Below are 24,402 nucleotides of genomic sequence, written 5' to 3'. Positions count from 1 at the left end.
TTCTAAGTTTAAAAAAAACTGTATTTTTACGTAACCAACAGCACGTGATGACATTGAGATTAATCTCCTGTATATTTTTATATTTCCCCTTAACTTCTTTTAGCCAGGAGGTTACAGGTGATGATGAAAAAAAAATTGATGAGGATAAAAATAAAATTTCAATAGTCGCAGGGGTAAGTTATGTTAATAATTCTTTTGGGGTTCGTTTTCAAAAGGAAACCTTCAGGCTGAAGCCTAACGATTCTTTTTATACCGAATTTTTTGTAAGATACAGATGGCTGGATACGAGTATTTCTTTTACACCTAAATTAATTAAAATAAATAATGACGATGATATTAAGGGGAAGACCAAATATTTCAGCGTAGGTTTTGCCTTTTTCCTGACCCCAAAGCTTAGACAAATGGTAGGATATAACCAGATCAAAGGATTATATTTTGAGGACACAAAAAGATATATGACCATGCTAATGGAGGGGCTGAATTTAAATATAAGTGACGCATATTTTCAATTTCCCGATGCAAAATACCGCTCTTTTAAAGGAGAAACAAGTTACCTATGGCTTGGAAATAAGGAAAACTACAGAAGTTATACAAATATGACGTATCAGCCTTTGAAAAATGATTTTGTTATTATTACAGGTTTGTTTTATCAGTATAATATATTGAGTGATTCGGATAGAGCGATATATCTGGGGGAAGTTTTAGATGGTGGAGAGGGAAGTTCTGCTACTAAAGACCTTAGGTTAGCATTAAGGACGGGAGCAGGTATCCAAAGGGTAATTAATAATAACTGGTACGCTGTGGTTGAATTTTATCCTCAACTTTATTATTCAAAATTACTCGATGAAGCTTTTCATGAATTCAATATAGGAGTCAATTCTAATGTCAGAGTTGGCTATGATAATGGAAAATGGTTTATAGGAGCAGGTACCCAGTTAAACTGGGTAAATAGTTCAAATGAGAATTTCTATTCTTCTACCCAGTGGCAGTTTAGGGCTGGAATAGGATTAAGGTTTAATTCTCCAAAATTTGTCAATAGAAATTTTGATAAAATAGATAATATTCTAAAATAATTATGGGTATAAAAGTTCCTAATTTTATCTTGAAAATTCAAGAATTCTTAGACGATATACATATTCCTGTACTGGGAATATCACTTTGGCAGATGTTTCAAATTTATATTTCAGGTATATTTAAAGATAAAATAGGAAGAAAGGCCGCAGCTATTTCATGGAGCTTTACAATAAGTCTGTTCCCGTTTCTCCTCTTTTTGTTATCTGTTTTACCTTATATGCCTCATTATGATAAACTGCATTTTTATATTTTTGAAGTTTTAATCCACAATGTTTTTCCATCAAATATGGAAACGGATGTGCGGGGATATATTGAAAAAAGTATTATTCCCAATATGAGGGGGATCAGTAATTTAACGATCGTTCTGGCATTGGTTTTTGCAACAAATGGGACTTTCTCGCTGATCAATGGATTTAATGAAAATTCAGATGAAAAACTCACTGATGTAAAAGAATTTATACTTTCTTTTTTTATTACAATTGGTTTTATAACCATCGTATTCTTAGCTCTTTTTGGAGTCTATTATGTAGAAGTCGTGCTTAAATTATTTACACCTACACATAACGTTTCATGGTTAGTGAAAAACCTTTCGAAAATTATAGGATTTGTATCTTTTCCTCTTTTTTACTTTATTTTACTTGCTATGTTTTACTGGTTGGGAACTGTGAAAATCGCCAGATTCAGACAAGCAGTTCCTGGGGCTATTTTAACGACAGTTCTTTTTGTTCTTACTACCTATATTTTTGCCATTTATGTAAAAGATATTGCGAGATACAACGTTTTGTACGGCTCTATTGGAAGTATGATCCTTTTAATGGTTTGGGTAAATGTAAATGTCTATCTTCTTTTATTTGGCAATGAGCTTAATATGGCTATCAGAAAGCTTAGAATAGAAAAATTACTGTCAGATGAACTTCAAAAAGATATGCTAACAGGCTATCCTACAAAGGATGAGAATAATAAAAAAGATTTTGATTAAATTCATAAGCATCTCATAATGTTTAACGTTAATTATTCAAAAACTGTTGAATAATTTTTTTTGTTAATAGAATTGTATTAATTTAGTTATCAATAGGGAATCTGATATTCTCATACAAACTAAATCTATTTATTATGAAAAACATTAAAAAATTAACGAGAGATGAGCTGAAAATCGTAAAAGGAGGAATAGCTTGCAGAACAGACGATGGTGGTTGTCCCGGAACCAATACGTATTGTTGTAACGGACTTTGTAGACTGATAACTTATGTTTGTCCATAAAAACAAAAAGAGAGCCCAATAGCTCTCTTTTATATTTCAATATTACTCTTCATTATCTTCGTTAATGAATCTGTTTCTTTTAGAACTCATACTTAGTATGGTAACTCCTAAAACGGCAGATAAGAATGATGCGATTAGAATAGCAAATTTTGCCTCATCCTGAATCTCAATTTCATTTTTGAATGAAAGCAGAGCTATGAAAATAGACATCGTGAAACCAATTCCTGCCAGTAAGCCAACCCCCAGCATATGTGCCCATGAACTGTTATGTGGGAGTGAACTTAATTTAAGTTTAATAGCAATAAATGAGAATAAATTAATACCAATTAATTTTCCTATAACCAAACCACCTATAATTCCCAGTCCTAATGTACTTACCAGACCTTCAACCATTCCATTGTGAAATGTAATATTGGTATTGGTTAAAGCAAATATAGGCATGATAATAAAACTTACAGGGAGATGTAATGTGTGCTCTAGTTTTTCTAAAGGAGATATTTTAACATTGGACGCATTCGTAGGAATTGATAATGCTAATAATACCCCGGCAATGGTAGCATGGATTCCGGAATGATGTAAAAAATACCATAAAAATAAACCGGGAACGATGTAGAAAACAAGTTTTGTAACCTTTAAAAAGTTTAAAAGAAAAAGCAGAGCGACAATTCCAAAGGATAAAATTAAATATATCCAATGGATCTGGTCTGTATAAAAAATGGCAATCACCAAAATAGCGCCCAGGTCATCAACAATAGCAAGGGCAGCAAGAAAGATCTTGATAGAGTTAGGGATCTTACTCCCCAGCATAGAAATAAGTGCTAAGGAAAATGCAATATCCGTTGCCATTGGAATTCCCCATCCGTTGCTGTATTCTGTACCTGAATTGAAAAGAGTATAAATTGTTGCCGGAACCAACATTCCGCCTATAGCTGCAAAAATAGGGAGGGATGCATTTTTGAAAGATGAAAGCTCTCCCTCTACCAATTCTCTTTTTATTTCCAGACCAACCAAAAGAAAGAAAATAGCCATAAGGCCATCATTGATCCATATGTGGATTGGATATTTTAAATGAAAAAGATCGATGCCTGTCTCCTTATCCAATAAGTTTTGAAAACTGCCTGCTAATGTTGAATTGGCAATCAGTAAAGACACGACAACACAAAAAATAAGGATTATTCCTGACGATTGACTGTTATTGAAAAATTTTTTAAAGTAAATTGATAAATTCATGTTTAAGATTGTAATCGTCTCACTCTCGAAACTCCGTTAATATTTTTAAGCTTTTTAAAAGTTTCCTCAAGTTGTCCCTTATTCTTTACTTCCAGGGTAATATTTCCCATAAAAACTCCATTATTGGATTCGATAGACATACTTTTCATATCCATTCCCATTGTTCCGCTGATGACAGCAGTAATATCATTGATCATTCCCATTCTGTCCAGACCTTCAATATCAATTTTCACTCTGTTTTTAAAGCTTTCTGCATTTACCCATTTGGCTGGAATAACCCGGTAATCATATTGGGCTCTAAGGTTAATCGCATTGGGGCAATTATCACTGTGTACTTTTATCCCATCTGAGATCGTAATGAATCCGAAAATTTTATCACCAGGAATTACAGTACAGCATTTTGCATATGTATAGTTTAGTTTTTCTTCATCTTTACCAAAGACGATCATATCAAGGTTTTGTTCCTTCGGCTCTTCGTAATGAACATTTTTCGGGGGCGATTTTCTAAATCTTGACAGCAAGTTATTGAAAACGTTTTTGCTCTCTATATATCTTCTTAAACTGCTAACATCTAATTCATTACTCTGGAATTTTAAAAATAACTCCTGAGATGTTTTTAAATTAAAAAATTTTTGAAGTTTGTTGATCTCCTCATCATTAAAATTGATCTTGGCATGACGAAGTTTTCTTTGTAAAATTTCTTTTCCTTCTTCTACCAATTGGTTCTTTTGCGAATTAAGATAACTTTTGATCTTAGATTTCGCTTTTGATGTTACTACAAATTCCAGCCAGTCGGATTTTGGTTTTTGATTTTGAGAAGATAAAATATCAACCTGATCACCATTTTGAAGAACATAAGAAATAGGAACCAGCTTACCATTGATTTTTGCCCCTAAACATTTCATTCCTAAATCGGAGTGTACAGAAAAGGCAAAATCCAGTGCTGTTGCATTTGTTGGTAGAATTTTAATTTCACCTTTTGGGGTAAATACAAAAACCTCTTTCGAATATAAATTAAGTTTAATATTATCTAAAAGTTCAGAAGTGGAGAGATTCTGTTGTTGTTCCAGCACATCCCGGATCTCTGTTACCCATCTTTCAAAATTTCTGTCATCCGTACTTTGTTTATAGCCTTCCTTATATTTGTAGTGGGCAGCCACACCTTTTTCTGCAATCTCATCCATTCTTTCAGAACGAATTTGTACCTCGATCCACTTTTTGTCCGGACCAAGGACCGTAAGGTGTAAACTTTCATACCCTGTAGAACGGGGCTGAGTAATCCAGTCACGCATTCTCGATGGATTACTGTGGTATACATCCGTTACAATAGAGTAGATCTTCCAGGCTAGAAATTTCTCATTTTTAGCATCAGATCTATAAATAATTCTGATGGCATAATTATCAAAAACCTCTTCGAAAGAAACACCTTGTTTAAGCATTTTTCGGTAAATAGAAGAGACTGCTTTTGCCCGACCCTTTATACTGAAATTCAATCCTTCCTCCTGTAATCTTTCCGAAACTTCTTTTTTGAATTCCTCAATGTATTTTTCACGATTTTCTTTAGCTAATTCTAATTTTTCCGTGATCTCATTGAAAACTTCTGGATTGTTGTACTTTAAAGAAAGATCCTCAAGCTCCGATTTGATGTTATATAACCCGAGACGATGTGCCAGTGGTGCATAAATATAAACGGTTTCTGAAGCAATTTTCTTTTGTTTATCAGGAGCCATACTCTCCAGGGTACGCATATTGTGAAGACGGTCTGCAATTTTGATCAGAATAACCCTGAAATCCTCAGATAACGTTAGTAAAAGCTTTCTGTAGTTTTCAGACTGCACAGAAATATTCTGATGATTCATAATGGATATCTTGGTTAATCCATTAACGATATTGGCTATTTTTTCGCCAAAAATCTTCTTTATATCTTCAAAAGTATAATCAGAATCCTCAATAACATCGTGTAGTAATGCACATGCAATAGAAGTGGCTCCCAAACCGATCTCTGTTGCTACAATTTTAGCCACAGCAATAGGATGGTAAATGTATGGTTCACCAGATTTTCTTCTTTGATCTTTATGTGCATCTAGTGCAATATCAAATGCCTTTCGGATGAGCTTGTTGTTTTCCTCATCAAGAGTCCTGTAGGTATTAGAAATCAGATCTTTATATCTTGCGAGTATCTCTTTATTCTCCTGTTCTAAGTCGTAACTCATTTGTGTAAATGCCTATATTTAAACGAAAATACGAAAATTTTCCCAGTTTTCAAATTACAAAAAATCCGCAGAAAGCTCTACGGATTTTCGGTTATTAGAATTTAGTTTTATTAGAATTTTACCTCGGAGTCAATGCCATGGCTTGAACCTTTGATCTTGACATCAGGGCTATTGTGGATTTCGGCTTTATTTCGAGCGTCAATGTATTTTTTTAAGTTATGGTAATCAGCCTGTTCGATACCCATATTTTCAAATAAATAGGTTTTCAGAACAGAGTTTTGACTGAATATATTCCGTGCATTGTCGGTCTGATCAAGATCATTTACGGCGACACTTGCTAAATATTGAGAGCCGTGAGGATGGTCTTCGAGATATACAATGTAATCTGAGTTTCCAAAACCAGAGCTTTCCAGGTCTGTTTCAAGTTTTTTATAATCACTGTGAGATTGAAATAATCCGGCTAATATTTTTGTCATGATCGTGTGTTTTAAATTTCTACTTAAAGGTAATAATTAAATTTCAATTTTTTTGAATAAAATGTAATAAAATTAACTATATAGTAGTTTATCTATAATTTTATGTTAAAATGTTTGATGATCTCTATCAATCGAATGTTTGAATTTTTTGAGACATTAGCACTTGATCAGTTGCTGTATTAATTGTTTTCAGGACTATTGTGTACTTGTCTTAAAAAGCTCAAATTAGCGGTAAAAATAAATAACTATGAAGAGAATTTTACTTGCTTTTTCTTTGTTGTCTTCGTTCTTAGATGCGCAGCAATATAATTGGACCGCTTTTTCTAATCCACCGCCTGCTAGTGGGGTTGGAAGATATGATGACGTCTTTTTTCTTGATGAAAATGTAGGTTGGGCTGCACGTGGAGGAAGTGCTGCTGTTTTTAAAACGATCAATGCCGGTAGCACCTGGACTCAACAGGTTGTAAGTTCCACTCCAAATGAGTATTATCGAAATATTGAGTTTTTAAATGAAAATATTGGCTTTTTAGGAACTTTGAACAATAATTTCTATAAAACTACAGATGGAGGAAGTTCGTGGCAAAGAGTCAATAATATATCACCCTATCCTCAGGGGATCTGTGGTTTGGATTGTGTAGGAACTTCTACTGTTTATGGATGTGGAGCTTGGTTTTATCCCGCTTATATTATAAAATCAACGGATAGTGGGAATACGTGGCAATATATTGACATGTCTGCATATGCTACGGCCTTAGTAGAAATTACTTTTATCGATGAAAATATTGGTTTTGCAGCTGGAAGTGATGATGATGGAGCAGTAGTTCTTAAAACTACTAATGGAGGGGTAAGTTGGACGAAAATTTATAACAGTAACATTCCGTTTGAATACGTTTGGAAAATGCAGCTTCTGGATAATAATAAAATATTTTGTTCCATTGAAGCAGAGTCCCCGAATATTGGTAGATTGTTAAAATCATTGGATGGGGGACTTACCTGGGAAACTAAGGATTTTCCAGATACTTATGTGCAAGCTGTTGGTTTTACTTCTGCAACACACGGTTGGATGGGTGGACATAACACAGGCTTCTATGAAACTTTTGATGGAGGTACTACCTGGAACAATACGGGTGTAGGAGGATCTTTGAACAGGATTTTTTTTGTTAATAACAGTCTCGCTTACGCAGCTGGAAAAAGTATTTATAAAATGACCACCGGAAATCTTGGAATACATGAAAGTACAGATGACCATTCGGAAGGAAAACTTCAGATTGATGTTGTTCCAAATCCTGTTAAAGACAAACTGAATTTAAATATTCATTTTGAACACTCGGACCATGTTATTATTGGTTTATATGATGGGTCTGGAAAGTTTATCACAAATATTCTGAAAGATAACATCAGTGAAAAAGGAATGAAAAAATATTCTTTGGATTTTAATTATCCTAAAGGAAATTACTTACTCAATGTGCATTCTAATCTCGGAAGACAAGCTATTAAAATCATAAAAGAGTAAATTGATAAAAGAAGGCGTAGAAATTTTCTACGCCTTTTTATTATACCTGTCTATTTAGATTAATCTAGTCTTTCGTTTTTAATTTCCTCGACAATTTCAGGATTCAATAAAGTTGAGATATCTCCGAAGTTGCTAAAATCTCCTTCAGCAATTTTTCTAAGAATTCTACGCATAATTTTTCCTGAACGTGTTTTAGGAAGTCCTGAAACAAACTGGATCTTATCAAGTTTCGCAATAGGTCCGATCTGATCGGCAATAAGCTGATTGATTTCCTTTTTAAGGTTTTCTCTTTGACGGCCTTCTCCTGTTTCTTTTAAAACGACATAGCCGTATAAAGCATTCCCTTTGATATCATGGGGGTAGCCTACAATAGCAGATTCTGCGACTGCAGGATGCTGATTGATGCTGTCTTCAATAGGAGCAGTTCCTAAATTATGTCCGGAAACAATGATCACATCATCAACACGTCCTGTGATTCTGTAATATCCAACTTCATCTCTCAAAGCACCATCACCGGTAAAGTATTTCCCGGGAAAAGCGGTGAAATAAGTTTCCTTATATCTTTGATGATCACCCCAGATCGTTCTGGCAATACCAGGCCATGGAAAACGGATACAAAGATTTCCTGTAACCTGATTTCCGGTAATCTCATTACGCTTGTCATCCATTAAAACAGGTTGCACACCTGGAAGTGGCAGCGTAGCGTAGGTGGGTTTGGTAGGGGTTATAAACGGAAGCGGTGAAATCATAATTCCTCCTGTTTCTGTTTGCCACCAGGTATCTACAATAGGACATTTTTTTCTTCCTACATGATCGTTAAACCAATGCCAGGCTTCATCATTAATAGGTTCTCCAACAGATCCAATTACTTTCAGGGTACTTAAATCATGTTTATCCACCCATTCTGCACTTTCTTTTGCTAAAGAACGAATGGCAGTAGGTGCAGTATAAAATTGAGTGATTTTATGTTTTTCAATGACCTCCCAGAACCTGTCAGGCTCCGGATAAGTCGGAATACCTTCAAAAATGACGGTGGTCGCTCCATTCAGTAATGGACCATAAAGAATATAAGAATGTCCTGTGATCCAGCCAATATCTGCAGTACACCAGTAAATGTCATTTTCCTGATAATTGAAAATATTCTTAAAAGTATATGCGGTGTACACCATATATCCTGCACAGGTGTGAAGCATTCCTTTAGGCTTTCCTGTAGATCCGGAAGTATAAAGGATAAATAACGGATCTTCTGCATCCATAATTACAGTGACGAAATCGGCAGAAGCTGTTTCATAGAGTTCAGAAAGCCAATGGTCTCGGCCTTCTTTCATTTTGATTTCATTATCTGTCCTTTTTACCACCAATACATTTTCGATGGTTGGAGTCTTTTCAAGAGCTTCGTCTACGATGCTTTTTAGGTCTAAAACTTTATTTCCCCTGTAGCTTCCATCGGAAGTGATCACCAATTTTGCTCCACAATCATTTATTCTTGAAGCAACAGCATTAGCTGAAAAGCCTGCGAAAATAACAGAATGTACAGCTCCTAATTTTGCACACGCTAACATGGTAATTGCTAGTTCAGGGATCATCGGAAGATAGATACAGACACGATCTCCTTTCTCAATACCCATTTCCCTTAGGATATTAGCTGTTTTATTGACACGGGTATATAATTCGTTATAAGATATGTGCTGTGCTTTTTCTTTTGGATCGTTAGGTTCCCAGATGATCGCAGTTTTATCTCCTCTTTCGTTCAAGTGCCTGTCGATACAGTTTTTTGTAATATTTAATTTAGCATTCTTAAACCAAGTGATCTTTGCCTCATTCATATCATACTTAACCACTTTGCTCCATCTTTGGTACCAGACAAAATTTTGATCAGCTATTTTATCCCAGAATTTTTTAGGATTTTTAATAGACTTTTTATATTCCTCAAAATAATGTGGTAAATCTTCTATTAAGTAATTTCTCATATCCCTTTTGTTTTTGAAATTTGAATTTTATTGATATTTAAATTTATGTTTAATTTGTGAATTTAGTCCTGTAATCCACGATTTTTTCTTGTATTTCTTCTATGATCTGATCGTCATCTATAGTAGATGGTACCTGAAATTCTTTACCATCTAAAAGTGTTCTGATGAGTTTCCGTAAAATTTTTCCTGAGCGGGTTTTAGGTAAGCGTTTCACAACCATAACATTCTTTAAAAAAGCGACAGCTCCTATTTTCTCACGAACCATTTTAATAATTTCTTTTTCTAAATCTTCCTCGGAGATTGTAGACCCATTTTTTAAAACAACAGTAGCAAAAGGTACCTGTCCTTTTAATTCATTATCAATTCCTACCACAGCACATTCTGCAACCTGTGGATGTGAAGAAACAATTTCTTCCATTTCTGAGGTAGAAAGCCTGTGTCCTGCGACATTGATTACATCATCCACTCTTCCTGTGATAAAGAAGTATCCATCTTCATCCTGTATAGCACCATCTCCTGAAAAATAATAACCTTTATATTGAGATAAATAACTACTTTGAAAGCGTTCATAATCTTTCCAGATTCCTAAAAGAGCACCTGGAGGAAGAGGAAGTTTGATAACCAGATAACCTTCCTGGTGTGGATCAAGTTCAAAACCATTTTCGTCAAAGATTTTAATATCATATCCGGGGATCGGTTTTCCGGCTGAAGCTCTTTTAATCTTATAATGATCATCAAAAGTCAGTAATCCAAGCATTGGCCAACCTGATTCTGTTTGCCACCAATGATCGATGGCGGGAACTCCAATATGCTCATTGAACCAATCTAAGGTAGCAACATCGCAGCGTTCACCAGCAAGAAACTGTTTTTTGAGATTTGAGAGGTCGTATTTTTTAACCAATTCACCATTAGGATCTTCTTTTTTTATGGCTCTGATAGCAGTTGGGGCAGTAAACATTGCAGAAACTTTATATTCTGAGATGATACGCCAGAAAGTTCCTGCATCTGGAGTCATAATAGGTTTCCCTTCAAAAACAATGGTGGTATTACGGTTCAGTAAAGGTCCATAAACAGAGAAGCTGTGTCCTACAGCCCATCCAAAATCAGATGCAGCCCAATAAGTTTCTCCAGGTTCGATTCCATAAATATATTTCATGGAAAATTTCAAAGCGGTAGCATAGCCTCCCGTGTCACGGACAATTCCTTTAGGCTTTCCTGTAGTTCCTGAGGTGTATAATAAATAGAGTGGGTGTGTAGATGCTACAGGAACGCAGGCTACGGAAGAAGATTGCCGAATAAGTGCCTCATAATCTATTAATCCATCAAACATTTCGTCCTGGTTATCGATTAGTTTCCGGTTGTAAACGATGATGTGATCTACTTTATCCTGGGCTAATTCAATTGCTTTTTCTACCAATGGTAAATAAGGGATTCTTTTAGCAATCTCAACTCCTGCAGTAGCTGTGATCAAAGCTTTTGGTTTGCAATCATCTATTCTTACCACAAGTTCGTGAGGCGCAAAACCACCGAAAACAACATTGTGGATGACTCCGATTCTTGCACATGCTAACATGGCAAAAAGGGTTTGCGGAATCATCGGCATGTAAATTACCGCTGTATCTCCTTTTTCTAATCCCAGAGAAACCAAACCACCTGCAAATTTTGAAATCTCTTCTTGTGCCTGGTTAAAAGTGTATGTTATCTTCTGATCAGTAACCGGAGAATCATAAATAATGGCAATTTGATCACCATAGCCATCTTCAACGTGCTTATCTATGCATAAATAACAAATATTAAGTTTTCCATCGGAATACCATTCAGTGTAATTGTTTTCATTTTGTGAAAGAATCTGACCAGGAAACTCAAACCAACTGATTTCCTGAGCTTGTTCTTTCCAGAAATTTTCTTTGTCTTCTATACTTCTTTTAAATAAATCGTCTGCATTCATATCAATAATTGTGTTTCGTATTTTGCTGGTTCTGTCACTGCAGGCAACTGGGAGCTGTCTTTTAGGAGACTCTGGTTAACTATATTTTAAGTTTAGATTCCTTATTCCCCTTGCTGCATTCTGAATGACAGGATATATGTTTTGATTATGTAAAATAATAACGCTTCATTTTCAACTTTTATCCTGACTCTTATACCTCAAACAATTCCTCTATCTGCTGCATCAGCTTCTTGATTGAATATGGTTTGGTAACATATGCGTCAGCACCCATTTTCAGTCCTCTTTCAATATCTTTTGGATTGTTTTTGGCACTCAGGAAGATTACTTTTGTGTTCTTTAGCCTTTCCTGTTCTTTGATTATTTCAAGTGTACTGTATCCATCGAGATTAGGCATCATGATATCTAGTAAAATAACATCAGGAACCATGTCTTTTAAAAATTCTAATACTTCCGTTCCATCCCTGGCAATGAAAACATCATAACCGTTTTTCTTAAAACTGTACTCCAGGGACATTAATATTTTGTGCTCATCGTCTGCTATGATTATCTTTTTCATAATGTGTTTGTATGGTTATTCAACTTCATTTTGATTTTCTTTTATATCTTCAGGAAAGCTTATCGTAAAGGTGACACCTAAGCCATTATTTTCAGCAAGTATTGAGCCTTGATGGGCTTCAACGATTTGTTTTGAGATGGCAAGTCCAAGTCCGCTTCCTGTAGGTTTTAAAATATTCTGATTTTTAGATTGATAAAATTTGTTGAAAATCATTTCCAGATCTTCTTCCGGGATCTTTTTTCCCGTATTGAAAATGGTTATGACCAAATGATCTTCTTTTTTAGAAAACTTCGTTTGTATCGTTCCCTGATCATCTGCAAATTTTAAAGCATTTCCAAGAATATTTTGAAATAACTGAATGAATCTTGCTTCATCATATTCAAACAAATGTTCGCTGAGAAGGTCCACTTCACTGATGTGGATATCTTTCTGTTGTATCAAATGAAGTAGTGGATTGAGCGCTTTTTTATAGGTGTCAAGGATGTTATTCTGTTTAATATTTAAAGCAATTTCACCATGTTCTAATTTATCAAGATAAAGGATATCGTTGATGATCTCACTTAACCGGTCAGATTCTGTAATGATATTGTTTAAAAATTCCCTTTTAATATCTAAAGGAATATCGTCATCATCAGCCAGGATTTCCCCGGCGGAACGAATTGCTGTAATGGGTGTTCTCAGCTCATGCGCAACAGAATCCAGGAAGTCATCCTTTTGGCGATCTTTAATAATTAAACTTTCGTTAGCTACAGTTAACTCTTCTGAAAGTTGCTTTAATTCCTCAGATTTTTCTGTTAGCTTTTTGTTTAAAGTAATATTCTCTTTAGATTCTTCCAGTATATCTAAAACTTCTTTTAAAGATATTTTATCCTCCTTTGTGACACCTTCAATTAGGATTTTAGCAGAGGCGGTTCCTATTCTTCCCGCTAAAAGGTTTTCAGAAAATTTAATAAATCTCGAATCTGCAGTTTCAGTTTGGGAATCAATATTGTATTTTAAATTAAATATTCTCAATGCCTGTTCCGTTTTCTTTTTACCTAAAAATCGTTCCAGGATATTTTTGATATCTGAAACATAAGCAGTACCGCGCCAGATGAAAGCATTCTCATGGTTTTGAATATATTTATCAACATCCACATAAAGTTCAGCGAAATTTCTTTCCCTGTAGTTTCCTTTAACGCTAACAGAAATAATAGTAAATAATCCCGTATTAATTAAAATAGACCAGAAGAAAATTTCCGGAATCCTGCTTAAATAAGGAATGCTAAAGACATCAAAAATGTTATAAATATCTCTCAAAACTCCTTTGAGCTCTTGATTGTAAGAGAAATAATATTGAGGAATAATTAGGCCGAAGTAACAAATTACCAATCCGGCAAGAAGTCCTGCAACAGCACCCTTATAAGTTCCTCTACGCCAAAATAAAGCGCCAAAAAATGCAGGTGCCAGCTGACCAATTACTACAAATGAGATTAGTCCTACAGAATCTAATGAGGTTTTAAGGATGAAATACTTGTAGAAGGCGAAAGCCATAATAATTAAAGCAAAAATGCTTATTTTCCTAATATTGGTAATGTTTCGGGTGTTCTGAGTCTCATTCTCAGATTTAAATTTCCCAAGCAGTCCATAGGGAATGATGAGGTTGTTGGAAAGCATGATCGATAAAGTAATAGCCGATATGATGATCATAGAGATACATGAACTTAAGCCACCAAGAAAAACCAAAACGGTAATTAATGTATTGTCAAAATATTGTGGAATTAATATAGAGTAAAACTCAGGATTTACATTTTGTCCATCAAAAATAATCCTTCCACCCCAGGCAATAGGAAAAATAAAAATGGTAAAAATTAAAAGATAAAGCGGAAAAAACCAGATCGCTGTTTTTATATGTTTTTCCTGTCTGTTTTCTACAATAGCTGTATGGAACTGTCTGGGAAGAATACAGATCGCCGTTCCCGAGATCATGCACAAGATCATCCAGTTCATGGCTCCTTCAATTCCATTAAAAGTATTTTTCTGTTTAAAGTCCTCAAATTTGCTCGCTTTTTCATAAATATCTGAAAAACCGTCAAAGGCAAAATAGATAACAAATAATCCGAGAATGATAATGAAAAATAATTTTAAAAAACTTTCTAAGGCAATAGCAGAGATGATTCCAAGGCGTTTTTCTGAAGCGTCTACATACCGGGTTCCATAATATGATGAAAACAAAGCAATTAAAACAACAACAAATGTCGCGTTGTCCGTAAGTATATTTTGAGATGTCGGAGTCTTTGTTACCAGGTGAAAAGTTTCAGAGATCGCTTTAATCTGTAATCCGATATACGGAATAATGGCTAGAAGGCAAACAATAGTAATAATAGCGCTAAAGTTTCTGCTGTTACCATATCTCAAAGAGATGAAATCTGCTAGGCTGCTTATTTTATTGATCCTGGAAATCCGCACAATTCTGGTATTAATGAAGATCCATGCGGGAATAACAATGATAGGACCAACATAAATAGGTAAATAATTTAATCCACTTGTTGCCGCAACGCCTATACTTCCATAATAAGTCCATGCTGTACAGTAAACGGCTAATGATAATGCGTAGATATAGGGATTGTTGATCCAGAGCTTACTTTTTTTCTTTTCTGCCAAATAGGCAACCAGGAATAGAAGAGCCAGATAAAGGAGAACAACAGCAAATAGGGCAAAACTACTCATCATACTTTTTTACAATTATAAAAGATATGATGATAGAAAGCATCCAGACAGCGAATATATAGATCAGAATTATTGGATAACCAAAAGTATCTTTTTCACTGTTAAATAACAATGAAATGGGAATACTGAAAGCGATCATTAATCCAATGCTTAAGATGATCAGTTTTTGTTCGTGTCTCTTCTTCATAAATGATGATTGATAAAAGATAATTGATGAACAGATTTAATATAGATCATTCATCAATTATCATATATCATTTATAATTAAATTTTGTCATCAGAATATTCTCCTGTTAGAGCATAATAACCAAAAATGGCTAGTCCACCTGAAATAATTGGCATCAATACAAAAAGGATAATAATGCCAAATACCAGATCCTCCTGCTTTCCTGAGGTTATTTTTGGAATACCTAATACGGTTATCCCAAAATAGCCCACAACCAAAGCAATTAAAATCCATAGAATGCCTAATATTTTTTTTAGTCCGTTCATTTTAGTAGTTTTAAAATTAATAAAAATTTAAGTGATTCCGTTCCTAATCGTGAATATTATTGTTTTTCCTTTTAAGATAAAATAATCCGATCAACAAACAGACGCCTGCAACTCCTATAGGATACCAAAGCCCCTGAAGATACCAGGTAGGATGGCCGGCATCTTTTCCTGCTGTTACCAGATAAGTAGCCACTGCCGGAAGAAGTCCTCCAAATACCCCATTACCAATATGGTAAGGTAATGACATTGAGGTGTAGCGGATTCGTACCGGGAACATTTCTACAAGGAATGCTGCTATGGGTCCATAAACCATGGTTACAAATATCACCTGAATAAACACCATAAAGACCAGATACCATTTCGTGTCGTCATTAAGTTTCAACGATTGAGAAACTTTTGGTTCTTCCGTTTTACCGTCTTTTATTACCAGACCACTTGCTGACCAATGAACGATGCTGTCTTTTTTAATTAAAGTACCATCTGTAAACAGCGTTTCCTTATGGAAGGTGACCAGGCTGTCGCTTGCGATATCTTTATGGATTTTAGCAGTTCTCTTTTCTGTAATTCCGTTTGTGGCAATGGTTTTACTTTCTATATTAACACTTTTATACATGCTGTCATAAATAGGACGGTAGGCTAAAATAGCAACCAGCATTCCGGTCATCATAATGGCTTTTCGACCAACCTTATCAGAAAGCCACCCAAAGAATACAAAGAATGGAGTTCCTAAAAGTAAGGCCGTAGCCATTAGTGAATCTACCTGTGCAGATTCAACATTCATTACCTTTTGCAGGAAGCTCATTGCATAAAACTGTCCCGTATACCAGATGACTCCTTGTCCCATCGCAGCTCCGAATAAGGCCAGTAAAACAAATTTGAAATTGTATTTATTTCCAAAACTTTCTTTTAAAGGATTTTTAGAGGTTTTACCTTCACTTTTAGCTTTTGCAAAAAGAGGAGATTCTTTCATGTTTTTTCTGATGACATAAGAAACGCCAACCATTAGAATAGAGATCCAGAATGGAACTCTCCAACCCCAGCCATCAAATTCTTCTGCTGAAAGGGTGTTTTTAGTGATTAGAATAACAATCAATGAAATAAATAACCCTGCCGTTGCGGTAGTCTGGATCCATGAGGTCCAATATCCTCTTCGATGTGGTTGTGCATATTCAGCAACATAAGTGGCAGCACCCCCGTATTCGCCTCCTAATGCTAATCCCTGTAATAATCTTAAAATTAAAACCAGAACAGGAGCCATGAATCCAATGGTTTCATAACTTGGAATACATCCGATTAAGAAAGTGGAAAACCCCATGATTAATAGTGTGACAAGAAAAGTATATTTCCTTCCGATAATATCTCCCAATCTTCCAAAGAATAAAGCTCCAAATGGTCTCACTACAAATCCCGCTGCGAAAGTCGCTAAAGTAGATAAAAATGCAGCTGTAGGATTGTCTGATGGAAAGAATTTGGTAGCCAATACAACGGCTAAACTTCCGAAAATATAGAAATCATACCATTCTATCAATGTTCCGAGAGATGATGCAGTAATAACACTCCAGATGGTTCTGTTTTTCTGCTTTTCAGTCATATTCTCGTAATTTTCATGATGAGTATCGCTCATATCACTTGATTTTTGATGTTAATTAAATTTTTTTTAAAAAGTATATTCGATCATCCTTTTTATAGATAAATCTGAAACTGCACAATAAATTCTCCTTTTGATTTTGGTTTTTCAGTAGGATTATAGTAAACAGGTCTCGTTGAATACTGTGTGGTAATCTTTGCGTGATGACCATCGATGAACCAATTGGCTCCGACATCAAATTGAGAAGAGGATTTATCAAAAGCTTCAAAATTCTTATGGGTGTAGGCTGCGAAAGGTTGAATTCTGATCTTCGGTTTTTCTGCCTGACTTGGTAATAGTAAACCGGCCTGTGCGTAGATAATATTACCTGTTCCGATCGTAGGCTGTAAATTTCCGGGACCGGCAATTGCTTTTTGTCCAACAAAATTTGGATCGGTAGCAGCAATATTCATGGTGCCTAGATTTCGTACATAATTAGGACCGAACTGATAATTATAATACCCGGCATAAGCTGAAACAGCCATTTTATTTTTAGCATTTCCTAATGGAATATCTGCAAAAGCATCAACAGCTAAAAGGGTAATATCATGTTTTTCAATATTGGAATTCACTGAAGTTCTTGTACCGTCTGCCTGGTGGTAAAAACCTGCACCAACATTGAATACTCTTTTAGTTCCGAGATAAGATCCAACTTTGAAAGGAAGCGTGTTAGATTCCTCATCTAGAAACTGATATTCTAAATATCCTGCTTTCGAAAAACTAGGGTTTCCGTTATTGTCTACGGCAATAGCTCTTGAAGGATCCGTAACATTTACGGGAACCAGATCAGTAGCGAAGGGCTTATTTAAGCTTAACCGGTATTCAAGTTTTCCATATTTTCCTTTAGCAAACATTCCCAGCTGTCTTGCAAACTGATCGGAACTATCAATTAAAGGCCATGAAAAAACAGGAGAATCAAGGGTAAGGAAATTGAGGGTTGAGGCCATTGTCATTCTGGATAATCCCATGTAGTAATGGAGACCGGCTCCTAAGGTTAGGCTGAATTTACCTGCTTCTCCAGGCATAATTACGGCATATTCGTTCCATGCATCATGGAAAAAAAGCTGTGGCTTTTTCCCATTTCCGTAACCACCTGTTCCTGTTGTTCCTGTTGCTCCGCCATTAATAAAGGTTTGATTGTTAATTCCGAAATGAAGCAAGATCATATATCTTTTGGTGACCTGTGCATAGGCTAAGGCCCGAAGTCTTCGGTTTCCTACGCTCCAGGTATTGTCTGTGGGTTCGCCTCCAACCATACTTCCGGGATTCATTTGGGAATTTCTTAGCCAGAACTGGTCCCATAAAATGAATCTGACAAATTTATCTCCCTCTGGATTTAGATTTATTTTTAACCCATTTCCATAATCTGGTGATCCTTGGGAGTATAGAGAATTACTGATTAGAGCTAATCCAATAAAAGTGAGTATTTTCTTCATAAATTATCAATTTTTTGGCTTTAATTTTGTGAAAGCCAAATTGTAATTAATAATTTAGTTATAAAAATTTAATATATATTATTGGTAAGTATATAGTTATTACCTGTATCGCAGGTTACTTGTTGAGAGTTAAAAGTTTCGCGATCTAGGATTCGAGTTAGGTGGTGGCTTGTTTAAAACAGTTTTCGCAAATAAGTAATTTTACAATTTTAGTCTTTATTTTTTAAATCGTTCCCATTTGATCAACATGTATTTATCTGCAAATTGGGTAATAATTAATCCGGAGTTTTTAATATTCTCTTCATTGGACATATATTCAATAAGTTCATTTTGTTTTAAAATTTTATATACGGGATGGAACTCAGAATGAGGCGGTCTGGTGATGTTGTACTTTTTGATCCACGAGCTGATCGTGACATGAGAAACCCCGATAATTCTTTCTATTTCACGAAAACTTAGCCCCTCAAGGTATAGTTGGAGAGCTTTGGTTACGTAATAATCATCAATTTGTTTTCCTATTTTTTTTACAGTAAAATAATACTTACAGTCTTTGCAATGGAATCTTTGTTTCTCATTAATAACCCCGCTTTTTACGAAATTAGTGCTATTGCATTTGGGACATTTATTTTCCATATATAGTATTTTAGCAAATATATAATAATTTAGCAAAATTATATATTTCAAATAAGATATATTATCTTGTAAAATTGATTTAAACAAAAATAATATCTTTTTAATTTGGTTTTTAAAGTTATTATGCTTTAAATTTGCCAAAAAATTCAGATAAATAAATGGAAATAGAAATTTCCTCATGCGAGCATTTAATGTATGTGAGTGAAATACAGCAGGAAATGTATGATTCTGCACAACGGAGAGGGACGGGGATCGCAAAACGTTCCATAGAATATTTAAGTAAAAAGATTTCAGAAGGTAATGCCGTGGTTGCTACTGAAAATGGAGAATGGGTGGGATTCTGTTATATAGAAACCTGGTCACATGGTCAGTTTGTGGCAAATTCAGGACTTATTGTATCTCCAAAATATAGGAACGGAGGTGTTGCCACTTTGATAAAGAATAAGGTTTTTCAATTATCAAGAGACAAATATCCGACCGCTAAAGTATTTGGATTAACGACAGGGCTTGCGGTGATGAAAATCAATAGTGACTTAGGATATAAACCGGTTATTTATTCTGAATTGACGCAGGATGAAGAGTTTTGGAATGGGTGTAAGAACTGTGTGAATTATGAAATTTTAATGAAGAAGGAACGTAAGAACTGTTTATGTACAGCGATGCTTTTCGTTCCGCAAAATAATGTAATTAACGGGGTTGGAAATGAACATCCCCAAAAAGAATATAACAAGGAAATGATTCAGGAAAGTTTTTTGTCCTCAGAACAAATCACGGCTGATGAATTAGATCTTGTAAATAACAATACGAAAAAGAAGACAGATGAAAAAGAAAGTAATCTTAGCGTTTAGTGGTGGTTTAGATACCTCTTACTGTGCTAAATATCTTAGTGAAACACTTGGATATGAGGTGTATGCAGTAACTGTAAATACAGGGGGCTTTTCTAAAGAAGAAGAAAAGGAACTGGAAAAGAAAGCCCTGAATCTTGGGGTGAAAAACTACAGGTGTATTGACGCTCAGGAAGATTACTACAATTCTTGTGTAAAGTATCTGATCTTCGGGAATGTATTGAAAAATAATACCTATCCGCTTTCCGTAAGTGCTGAACGCACCATTCAGGCTCAGGAGATTGCAAAATGTGCTTTGGAAATTGGGGCTGATGCTATTGCTCATGGAAGTACAGGAGCAGGCAATGATCAGGTGCGTTTTGATTTGATCTTTCAGGTGATGGCTCCAAATGTGGAAATCATTACGCCGATTCGTGATATGGCATTGTCAAGAGAAGAAGAAATTGAATTCCTGAAAAGTCATGGTTATAATATGGAATTTCATAAAGCTCAATATTCGGTTAATAAGGGACTTTGGGGAACTTCTGTAGGTGGAAAAGAAACATTGACTTCAAGAAATTATCTGCCTGAAGAAGCCTTTCCTTCACAAATTAAAGAGAGCCAACCTTCTGAACTGGAAATAGAATTTAAGAATGGAGAAGTTGTAGCAGTGAATGGCGAATACTTTAGCCATTCTGTCTATGCGATTCAGAAGATTGAAGAACTGGCTTCCGCTTACGGTATTGGTCGTGATATTCATGTAGGAGATACGATCGTTGGAATTAAAGGACGAGTAGGATTTGAAGCTGCTGCTGCATCAGTCATTATCAAAGCGCATCATTTATTAGAGAAGCATACTTTATCTAAATATCAGCAAATGATGAAATCGCAGTTGTCCGATTGGTATGGCAACTGGCTTCATGAAGCATTGTTTCTAGATCCGGTAATGAGAAATATAGAATCTTTCTTATCTGACTCTCAGGGAATGGTAACAGGGAAAGTTTTTGTAACACTTTATCTATACCGATTTGTTCTGAACGGAATCGAATCTGAACATGATCTGATGTCTGATAAATTTGGAAGCTATGGAGAAGCTAATCGAGCATGGAGTGGTGAAGATGTGAAAGGTTATACTAAAATCGTGAGCAATTCCCTAAATATTTATCATCAGATTAACGGAGTGAAAGCATGATAAAGACGGTAGGAATTGTTGGGGCTAACGGATATACTGGTAGTGAATTGATTCGTTTATTAGCTTTTCATCCTAATATTAAATTGAGTTTTTTATATAGTCGTTCTAATTCGGGTACTAAGATTTCAGATCTGTATCCGGATTTAACGACGGTTTGTGATATGGTTTTAGCAAATAAGCCTTCACAAGTTGATATTCTTTTTCTTTGCTTACCACATAAGGAAAGTCAGAATTGGTTAAGTCAAAATGTTGTTAGTGATGATACACTGGTTGTTGATCTGGGAAATGATTTCCGTTTAGATGGGAAATTTGCAGATAGAAATTTTATCTATGGATTACCGGAAATCAATAAAAAAAATCTTTTAGGAGTTAAAAGTATTGCGAATCCTGGTTGTTTTGCGACAGCAATTCAGTTGGCTTTATTGCCATTAGCTGAAAAAGGATTGCTCAATGAAATATTTACTACCGGAATTACAGGTTCTACAGGTGCTGGGCAGTCTTTACAGTCAACAACGCATTTTACCTGGCGCAACGATAATATTTCTGCTTATAAAACATTGACACATCAGCATGTGGATGAAGTTTTACAGCAATTGAATTCTTTTAATGATAAAGAGGTTAGCTTAAATTTTGTTCCATGGCGTGGAGATTTTACGAGAGGGATTTTTACCAGCTCAACGGTTAAATCAGATTTGAAGCTTTCAGATTTGGAGCAATTATATAGGGAATTTTATGAAGAAGCAGTTTTTGTAAAGGTTAATGAGAGGGCAATTGATTTAAAACAGGTTGTCAATACGAATCGCTGTGTGATTCATATAGAAAAGAATGAAAATGTGGTCGTTATTCATTCAGCGATCGACAATTTATTAAAAGGAGCTTCCGGACAGGCGGTTCAAAATATGAATCTTGCAATGGGCTGGGAAGAGAGGACAGGATTGAACTTAAAGCCAATAGGTTTTTAAAAATAATGAAGAGGTAGCAGATAGCAGATAATAAACAAGATCGTTAATCAAATCAATCTCAATCTCGGATGCTGGAATTCGTAAACCAAACTTTAAACTTTCAATTATCAACTTTCAATTTAAAAAAACATGAACTTATTCAACGTATATCCATTATTTAATATAAATCCTGTAAAGGCTCAGGGATCATTTCTTTGGGACGATAAGGGAGAAAAATATCTTGATTTTTATGGTGGTCATGCTGTGATCTCTATTGGTCATAATCATCCGCATTATCAAACGAAACTTAAAGATCAATTAGATAAAATTTCTTTTTATTCTAATTCTGTTCAAAATGAGCTGCAAATGGAACTTGCTGAGAAATTAGGGAAGTTATCAGGTTATGAAGATTATAATCTTTTCCTGTGTAACTCAGGAGCAGAAGCCAATGAGAATGCTTTAAAACTGGCTTCTTTCCATAATGGAAACAGCAAAGTTCTTTATTTTTCAGGGTCTTTCCATGGAAGAACTTCTGCAGCAGTTTCTGTGACAGATAATCCAAAAATTGTGGCTCCCGTTAATTATTCTGAACGATTCATCAAATCGGAATGGAATAATGTAGAGCAGCTGGAAAAGGTTTTTGAAACTCATGGGGATGATATTTCTTCTGTAATTATTGAAGGAATCCAGGGAGTAGGTGGGATTATGATTCCAACAGCAGAGTTTTTATCTAAAATTAAAGAACTGTGCGAGCAGTATAATACTGTTTTGATTTTGGATGAAGTACAATCCGGATATGGAAGATCGGGTTATTTCTTTGCACATCAGGAGTTTGGTGCTCAGCCGGATATAATTACAACAGCTAAAGGAATGGGAAATGGTTTTCCGATTGGTGGTGTTTTGATCCATCCGAAATTTGAAGCCAGCAATGGATTACTGGGAACTACTTTTGGTGGAAATCATTTAGCTTGTGCTGCAGCGATTGCCGTTCTGGATGTGATGAAAGATGAAAATCTTATGGATAATGCTGAAAGCATGGGAAATTATATTGAAAATGAAATTAAAGATTTTCCACATGTTCAATCTATTCGAAGGAAAGGATTGATGATCGGGATAGAGCTTGACAGGGATTGCGCTGAGGTGAGGAAAAGCCTGCTTTATGATCATCATATTTTTACAGGAAATTCTAATGATAAAGCTGTGCTGAGAATTCTTCCGGCTCTTACCATTAAAAAAGAAGAGACTGATCTTTTCATTAATGCTTTGAAAGAGGTCCTTCATCAAATAGATTAAATATTCAAACTTCAAAAGTTTGGTTCAGACTTTCAAATTTTAATAAAATGAAAAATTTTACCGCTGTAAGTGATATTGAAAACTTACAGGAAATCATAAAAAAAGCTTTATCTATAAAAGAAAACCCCCATTCAGAAACTGAAAAAGGAAAGGGGAAAACTATAGGATTGGTATTCTTAAATTCAAGTTTAAGAACCCGTTTAAGCAGTCAGATTGCAGCCCAAAACTTGGGATTAAATGTCTTAACACTAAATGCAGCCCAGGAAGCATGGAATCTTGAATTTGCTGATGGAGCGGTGATGAATGGCGATACTGTAGAGCATATCAAAGATGCTATCGAGGTGTTGAATCAATACTGTGATATTATTGCGGTTCGTTGTTTTGCGGGAATGAAAAACAAGGAAGATGATGTAAATGAAAGTATTTTAAGTCAGTTCCTGAAACATGCAAAAGTTCCGGTAATTTCTTTGGAATCGGCAACCCGTCATCCTTTGCAAAGTTTAGCAGACTGTATCACCATCACTGAAAACTGGAAAGAAGAGCGTAAGCCAAAGGTTGTATTGACCTGGGCTCCACACATTAAGCCAATTGCTCAGGCTGTAGGAAATTCTTTTGCTGAGTGGATGCAGGAAATGGATGTGGATTTTGTCATTGCGAATCCTAAAGGGTATGATCTGGATCAAAATTTTACAAAAGATACCAAGGTTATTCATAATCAGGAAGAAGCTTTGAAAGATGCTGATTTTATCTATGTTAAAAACTGGTCGTCTTTTGATGAATATGCTGCCATACCTGAAGTAAAAGAAAATTGGATGCTGACTGCTGAAAAGCTGGCAGAAACGAATAATGGAAAGGTCATGCACTGTCTTCCGGTTCGTCGGAATGTAGAACTAAGTGATGAAGTAATGGATGGTGAAAATTCGATTATTTATCAGCAGGCTAAAAACCGTATTTTCTCTGCACAGGCTGTGTTTAGTGAGATTTTAGATGAAATCAAATCCAGTAAATAATCTAT

The 24,402-nt window shown here is 35.2% G+C and carries 20 protein-coding genes and 1 pseudogene; 9 read left to right on the top strand and 12 right to left on the bottom strand.

The annotated features are described in order from the left end of the window. Positions 1-47 precede the first annotated feature (47 nt). The 3 genes from AC3WRL_RS01195 to AC3WRL_RS01185 all read left to right on the top strand — a co-directional run bounded on the left by AC3WRL_RS01195 (position 48) and on the right by AC3WRL_RS01185 (position 2,334). Positions 48-1,073, top strand: coding sequence for a DUF4421 family protein (locus AC3WRL_RS01195; RefSeq protein WP_214833333.1), 1,026 nt, complete (start codon positions 48-50; stop codon positions 1,071-1,073). 2 nt (positions 1,074-1,075) lie between these two features. Continuing rightward, complete coding sequence (locus tag AC3WRL_RS01190) at positions 1,076-2,053, top strand: YihY/virulence factor BrkB family protein (RefSeq protein WP_492329556.1); 978 nt, start codon at positions 1,076-1,078, stop codon at positions 2,051-2,053. Positions 2,054-2,187: 134 nt separating this feature from the next. Continuing rightward, positions 2,188-2,334 (top strand): bacteriocin-like protein, encoded by a 147-nt coding sequence (locus tag AC3WRL_RS01185; protein WP_214833329.1) that lies wholly within the window; start codon positions 2,188-2,190, stop codon positions 2,332-2,334. A 42-nt stretch (positions 2,335-2,376) separates the two neighbouring features. On the opposite strand, the gene nhaA is transcribed toward AC3WRL_RS01185, so the two are convergent. From nhaA to AC3WRL_RS01170, 3 genes are all read right to left on the bottom strand, one after another. Further along, positions 2,377-3,564, bottom strand: coding sequence for a Na+/H+ antiporter NhaA (gene nhaA / locus AC3WRL_RS01180; RefSeq protein ID WP_214833327.1), 1,188 nt, complete (start codon positions 3,562-3,564; stop codon positions 2,377-2,379). Between the two features lie 2 nt (positions 3,565-3,566). Next, complete coding sequence (locus AC3WRL_RS01175) at positions 3,567-5,777, bottom strand: RelA/SpoT family protein (protein WP_492329555.1); 2,211 nt, start codon at positions 5,775-5,777, stop codon at positions 3,567-3,569. A 110-nt stretch (positions 5,778-5,887) separates the two neighbouring features. Continuing rightward, positions 5,888-6,253, bottom strand: coding sequence for a hypothetical protein (locus AC3WRL_RS01170; RefSeq protein ID WP_214833323.1), 366 nt, complete (start codon positions 6,251-6,253; stop codon positions 5,888-5,890). A 247-nt stretch (positions 6,254-6,500) separates the two neighbouring features. Between AC3WRL_RS01170 and AC3WRL_RS01165 the strand changes: the two genes are divergently transcribed. Next, a complete protein-coding gene (locus tag AC3WRL_RS01165; protein ID WP_492329554.1) occupies positions 6,501-7,766 on the top strand; it encodes a T9SS type A sorting domain-containing protein in 1,266 nt (421 codons plus the stop codon). 59 nt (positions 7,767-7,825) lie between these two features. On the opposite strand, the pseudogene acs reads toward AC3WRL_RS01165, so the two are convergent. The 9 genes and pseudogenes from acs to AC3WRL_RS01120 form a co-directional block, all read right to left on the bottom strand. Continuing rightward, positions 7,826-9,742 (bottom strand): annotated as a pseudogene (gene acs, locus AC3WRL_RS01160) (acetate--CoA ligase); the annotation flags it as partial. A 43-nt stretch (positions 9,743-9,785) separates the two neighbouring features. Then, positions 9,786-11,684, bottom strand: coding sequence for an AMP-binding protein (locus AC3WRL_RS01155; protein ID WP_492329553.1), 1,899 nt, complete (start codon positions 11,682-11,684; stop codon positions 9,786-9,788). A 190-nt stretch (positions 11,685-11,874) separates the two neighbouring features. Beyond that, a complete protein-coding gene (locus AC3WRL_RS01150; RefSeq protein WP_214833314.1) occupies positions 11,875-12,240 on the bottom strand; it encodes a response regulator transcription factor in 366 nt (121 codons plus the stop codon). Positions 12,241-12,255: 15 nt separating this feature from the next. After that, the gene (locus tag AC3WRL_RS01145; protein WP_492329887.1) at positions 12,256-14,949 is read right to left on the bottom strand and encodes an ATP-binding protein; all 2,694 of its coding nucleotides are present in this window, start codon (positions 14,947-14,949) and stop codon (positions 12,256-12,258) included. Then, entirely contained in the window at positions 14,942-15,136 is a 195-nt protein-coding gene (locus AC3WRL_RS01140; RefSeq protein ID WP_214833312.1) for a hypothetical protein, read from the bottom strand. The genes AC3WRL_RS01145 and AC3WRL_RS01140 overlap by 8 nt, the downstream gene beginning before the upstream one ends. A gap of 77 nt (positions 15,137-15,213) precedes the next feature. Further along, positions 15,214-15,441, bottom strand: coding sequence for a DUF6814 family protein (locus AC3WRL_RS01135; RefSeq protein ID WP_089025812.1), 228 nt, complete (start codon positions 15,439-15,441; stop codon positions 15,214-15,216). 43 nt (positions 15,442-15,484) lie between these two features. Then, positions 15,485-17,065, bottom strand: a complete 1,581-nt coding sequence (locus tag AC3WRL_RS01130) for an MFS transporter (RefSeq protein ID WP_492329552.1) — start codon at positions 17,063-17,065, stop codon at positions 15,485-15,487. Positions 17,066-17,124: 59 nt separating this feature from the next. Further along, complete coding sequence (locus tag AC3WRL_RS01125) at positions 17,125-18,504, bottom strand: porin (protein WP_214833308.1); 1,380 nt, start codon at positions 18,502-18,504, stop codon at positions 17,125-17,127. Between the two features lie 216 nt (positions 18,505-18,720). Next, on the bottom strand, positions 18,721-19,137 hold the full coding sequence (locus AC3WRL_RS01120; protein WP_214833306.1) for an IS1/IS1595 family N-terminal zinc-binding domain-containing protein: 417 nt from the start codon (positions 19,135-19,137) through the stop codon (positions 18,721-18,723). A gap of 158 nt (positions 19,138-19,295) precedes the next feature. Here AC3WRL_RS01120 and AC3WRL_RS01115 point away from each other — a divergent pair, with 158 nt between their 5' ends. The 5 genes from AC3WRL_RS01115 to AC3WRL_RS01095 all read left to right on the top strand — a co-directional run bounded on the left by AC3WRL_RS01115 (position 19,296) and on the right by AC3WRL_RS01095 (position 24,397). Then, positions 19,296-19,985 (top strand): GNAT family N-acetyltransferase, encoded by a 690-nt coding sequence (locus AC3WRL_RS01115; protein WP_214833304.1) that lies wholly within the window; start codon positions 19,296-19,298, stop codon positions 19,983-19,985. Beyond that, positions 19,957-21,153, top strand: coding sequence for an argininosuccinate synthase (argG, locus tag AC3WRL_RS01110; protein WP_214833302.1), 1,197 nt, complete (start codon positions 19,957-19,959; stop codon positions 21,151-21,153). Before AC3WRL_RS01115 ends, argG begins: the two co-directional genes overlap by 29 nt. Then, on the top strand, positions 21,150-22,115 hold the full coding sequence (gene argC, locus AC3WRL_RS01105) for an N-acetyl-gamma-glutamyl-phosphate reductase (protein ID WP_261511510.1): 966 nt from the start codon (positions 21,150-21,152) through the stop codon (positions 22,113-22,115). Before argG ends, argC begins: the two co-directional genes overlap by 4 nt. Before the next feature lie 129 nt (positions 22,116-22,244). Continuing rightward, complete coding sequence (locus AC3WRL_RS01100) at positions 22,245-23,387, top strand: aspartate aminotransferase family protein (RefSeq protein WP_492329551.1); 1,143 nt, start codon at positions 22,245-22,247, stop codon at positions 23,385-23,387. 47 nt (positions 23,388-23,434) lie between these two features. Then, positions 23,435-24,397, top strand: a complete 963-nt coding sequence (locus AC3WRL_RS01095) for an N-acetylornithine carbamoyltransferase (RefSeq protein ID WP_492329550.1) — start codon at positions 23,435-23,437, stop codon at positions 24,395-24,397. Positions 24,398-24,402 lie beyond the last annotated feature (5 nt).

It is taken from the genome of Chryseobacterium sp. FW101-FHT12H09 (assembly GCF_058790395.1).
This window is presented reverse-complemented; position numbering and strand designations above follow the sequence as displayed.

Bases quoted from the DNA above. Each gene is read 5' to 3' on its own strand.
- AC3WRL_RS01100 (WP_492329551.1), top strand. From the start codon at position 22,245: ATGAACTTATTCAACGTATATCCATTATTTAATATAAATCCTGTAAAG.
- AC3WRL_RS01170 (WP_214833323.1), bottom strand. From the start codon at position 6,253: ATGACAAAAATATTAGCCGGATTATTTCAATCTCACAGTGATTATAAA.
- argC (WP_261511510.1), top strand. From the start codon at position 21,150: ATGATAAAGACGGTAGGAATTGTTGGGGCTAACGGATATACTGGTAGT.
- AC3WRL_RS01165 (WP_492329554.1), top strand. From the start codon at position 6,501: ATGAAGAGAATTTTACTTGCTTTTTCTTTGTTGTCTTCGTTCTTAGAT.
- AC3WRL_RS01175 (WP_492329555.1), bottom strand. From the start codon at position 5,777: ATGAGTTACGACTTAGAACAGGAGAATAAAGAGATACTCGCAAGATAT.
- AC3WRL_RS01195 (WP_214833333.1), top strand. From the start codon at position 48: ATGACATTGAGATTAATCTCCTGTATATTTTTATATTTCCCCTTAACT.
- AC3WRL_RS01095 (WP_492329550.1), top strand. From the start codon at position 23,435: ATGAAAAATTTTACCGCTGTAAGTGATATTGAAAACTTACAGGAAATC.
- AC3WRL_RS01130 (WP_492329552.1), bottom strand. From the start codon at position 17,065: ATGAGCGATACTCATCATGAAAATTACGAGAATATGACTGAAAAGCAG.
- AC3WRL_RS01115 (WP_214833304.1), top strand. From the start codon at position 19,296: ATGGAAATAGAAATTTCCTCATGCGAGCATTTAATGTATGTGAGTGAA.
- nhaA (WP_214833327.1), bottom strand. From the start codon at position 3,564: ATGAATTTATCAATTTACTTTAAAAAATTTTTCAATAACAGTCAATCG.
- AC3WRL_RS01190 (WP_492329556.1), top strand. From the start codon at position 1,076: ATGGGTATAAAAGTTCCTAATTTTATCTTGAAAATTCAAGAATTCTTA.
- argG (WP_214833302.1), top strand. From the start codon at position 19,957: ATGAAAAAGAAAGTAATCTTAGCGTTTAGTGGTGGTTTAGATACCTCT.
- AC3WRL_RS01135 (WP_089025812.1), bottom strand. From the start codon at position 15,441: ATGAACGGACTAAAAAAAATATTAGGCATTCTATGGATTTTAATTGCT.
- AC3WRL_RS01145 (WP_492329887.1), bottom strand. From the start codon at position 14,949: ATGAGTAGTTTTGCCCTATTTGCTGTTGTTCTCCTTTATCTGGCTCTT.
- AC3WRL_RS01125 (WP_214833308.1), bottom strand. From the start codon at position 18,504: ATGAAGAAAATACTCACTTTTATTGGATTAGCTCTAATCAGTAATTCT.
- AC3WRL_RS01120 (WP_214833306.1), bottom strand. From the start codon at position 19,137: ATGGAAAATAAATGTCCCAAATGCAATAGCACTAATTTCGTAAAAAGC.
- AC3WRL_RS01150 (WP_214833314.1), bottom strand. From the start codon at position 12,240: ATGAAAAAGATAATCATAGCAGACGATGAGCACAAAATATTAATGTCC.
- AC3WRL_RS01185 (WP_214833329.1), top strand. From the start codon at position 2,188: ATGAAAAACATTAAAAAATTAACGAGAGATGAGCTGAAAATCGTAAAA.
- AC3WRL_RS01140 (WP_214833312.1), bottom strand. From the start codon at position 15,136: ATGAAGAAGAGACACGAACAAAAACTGATCATCTTAAGCATTGGATTA.
- AC3WRL_RS01155 (WP_492329553.1), bottom strand. From the start codon at position 11,684: ATGAATGCAGACGATTTATTTAAAAGAAGTATAGAAGACAAAGAAAAT.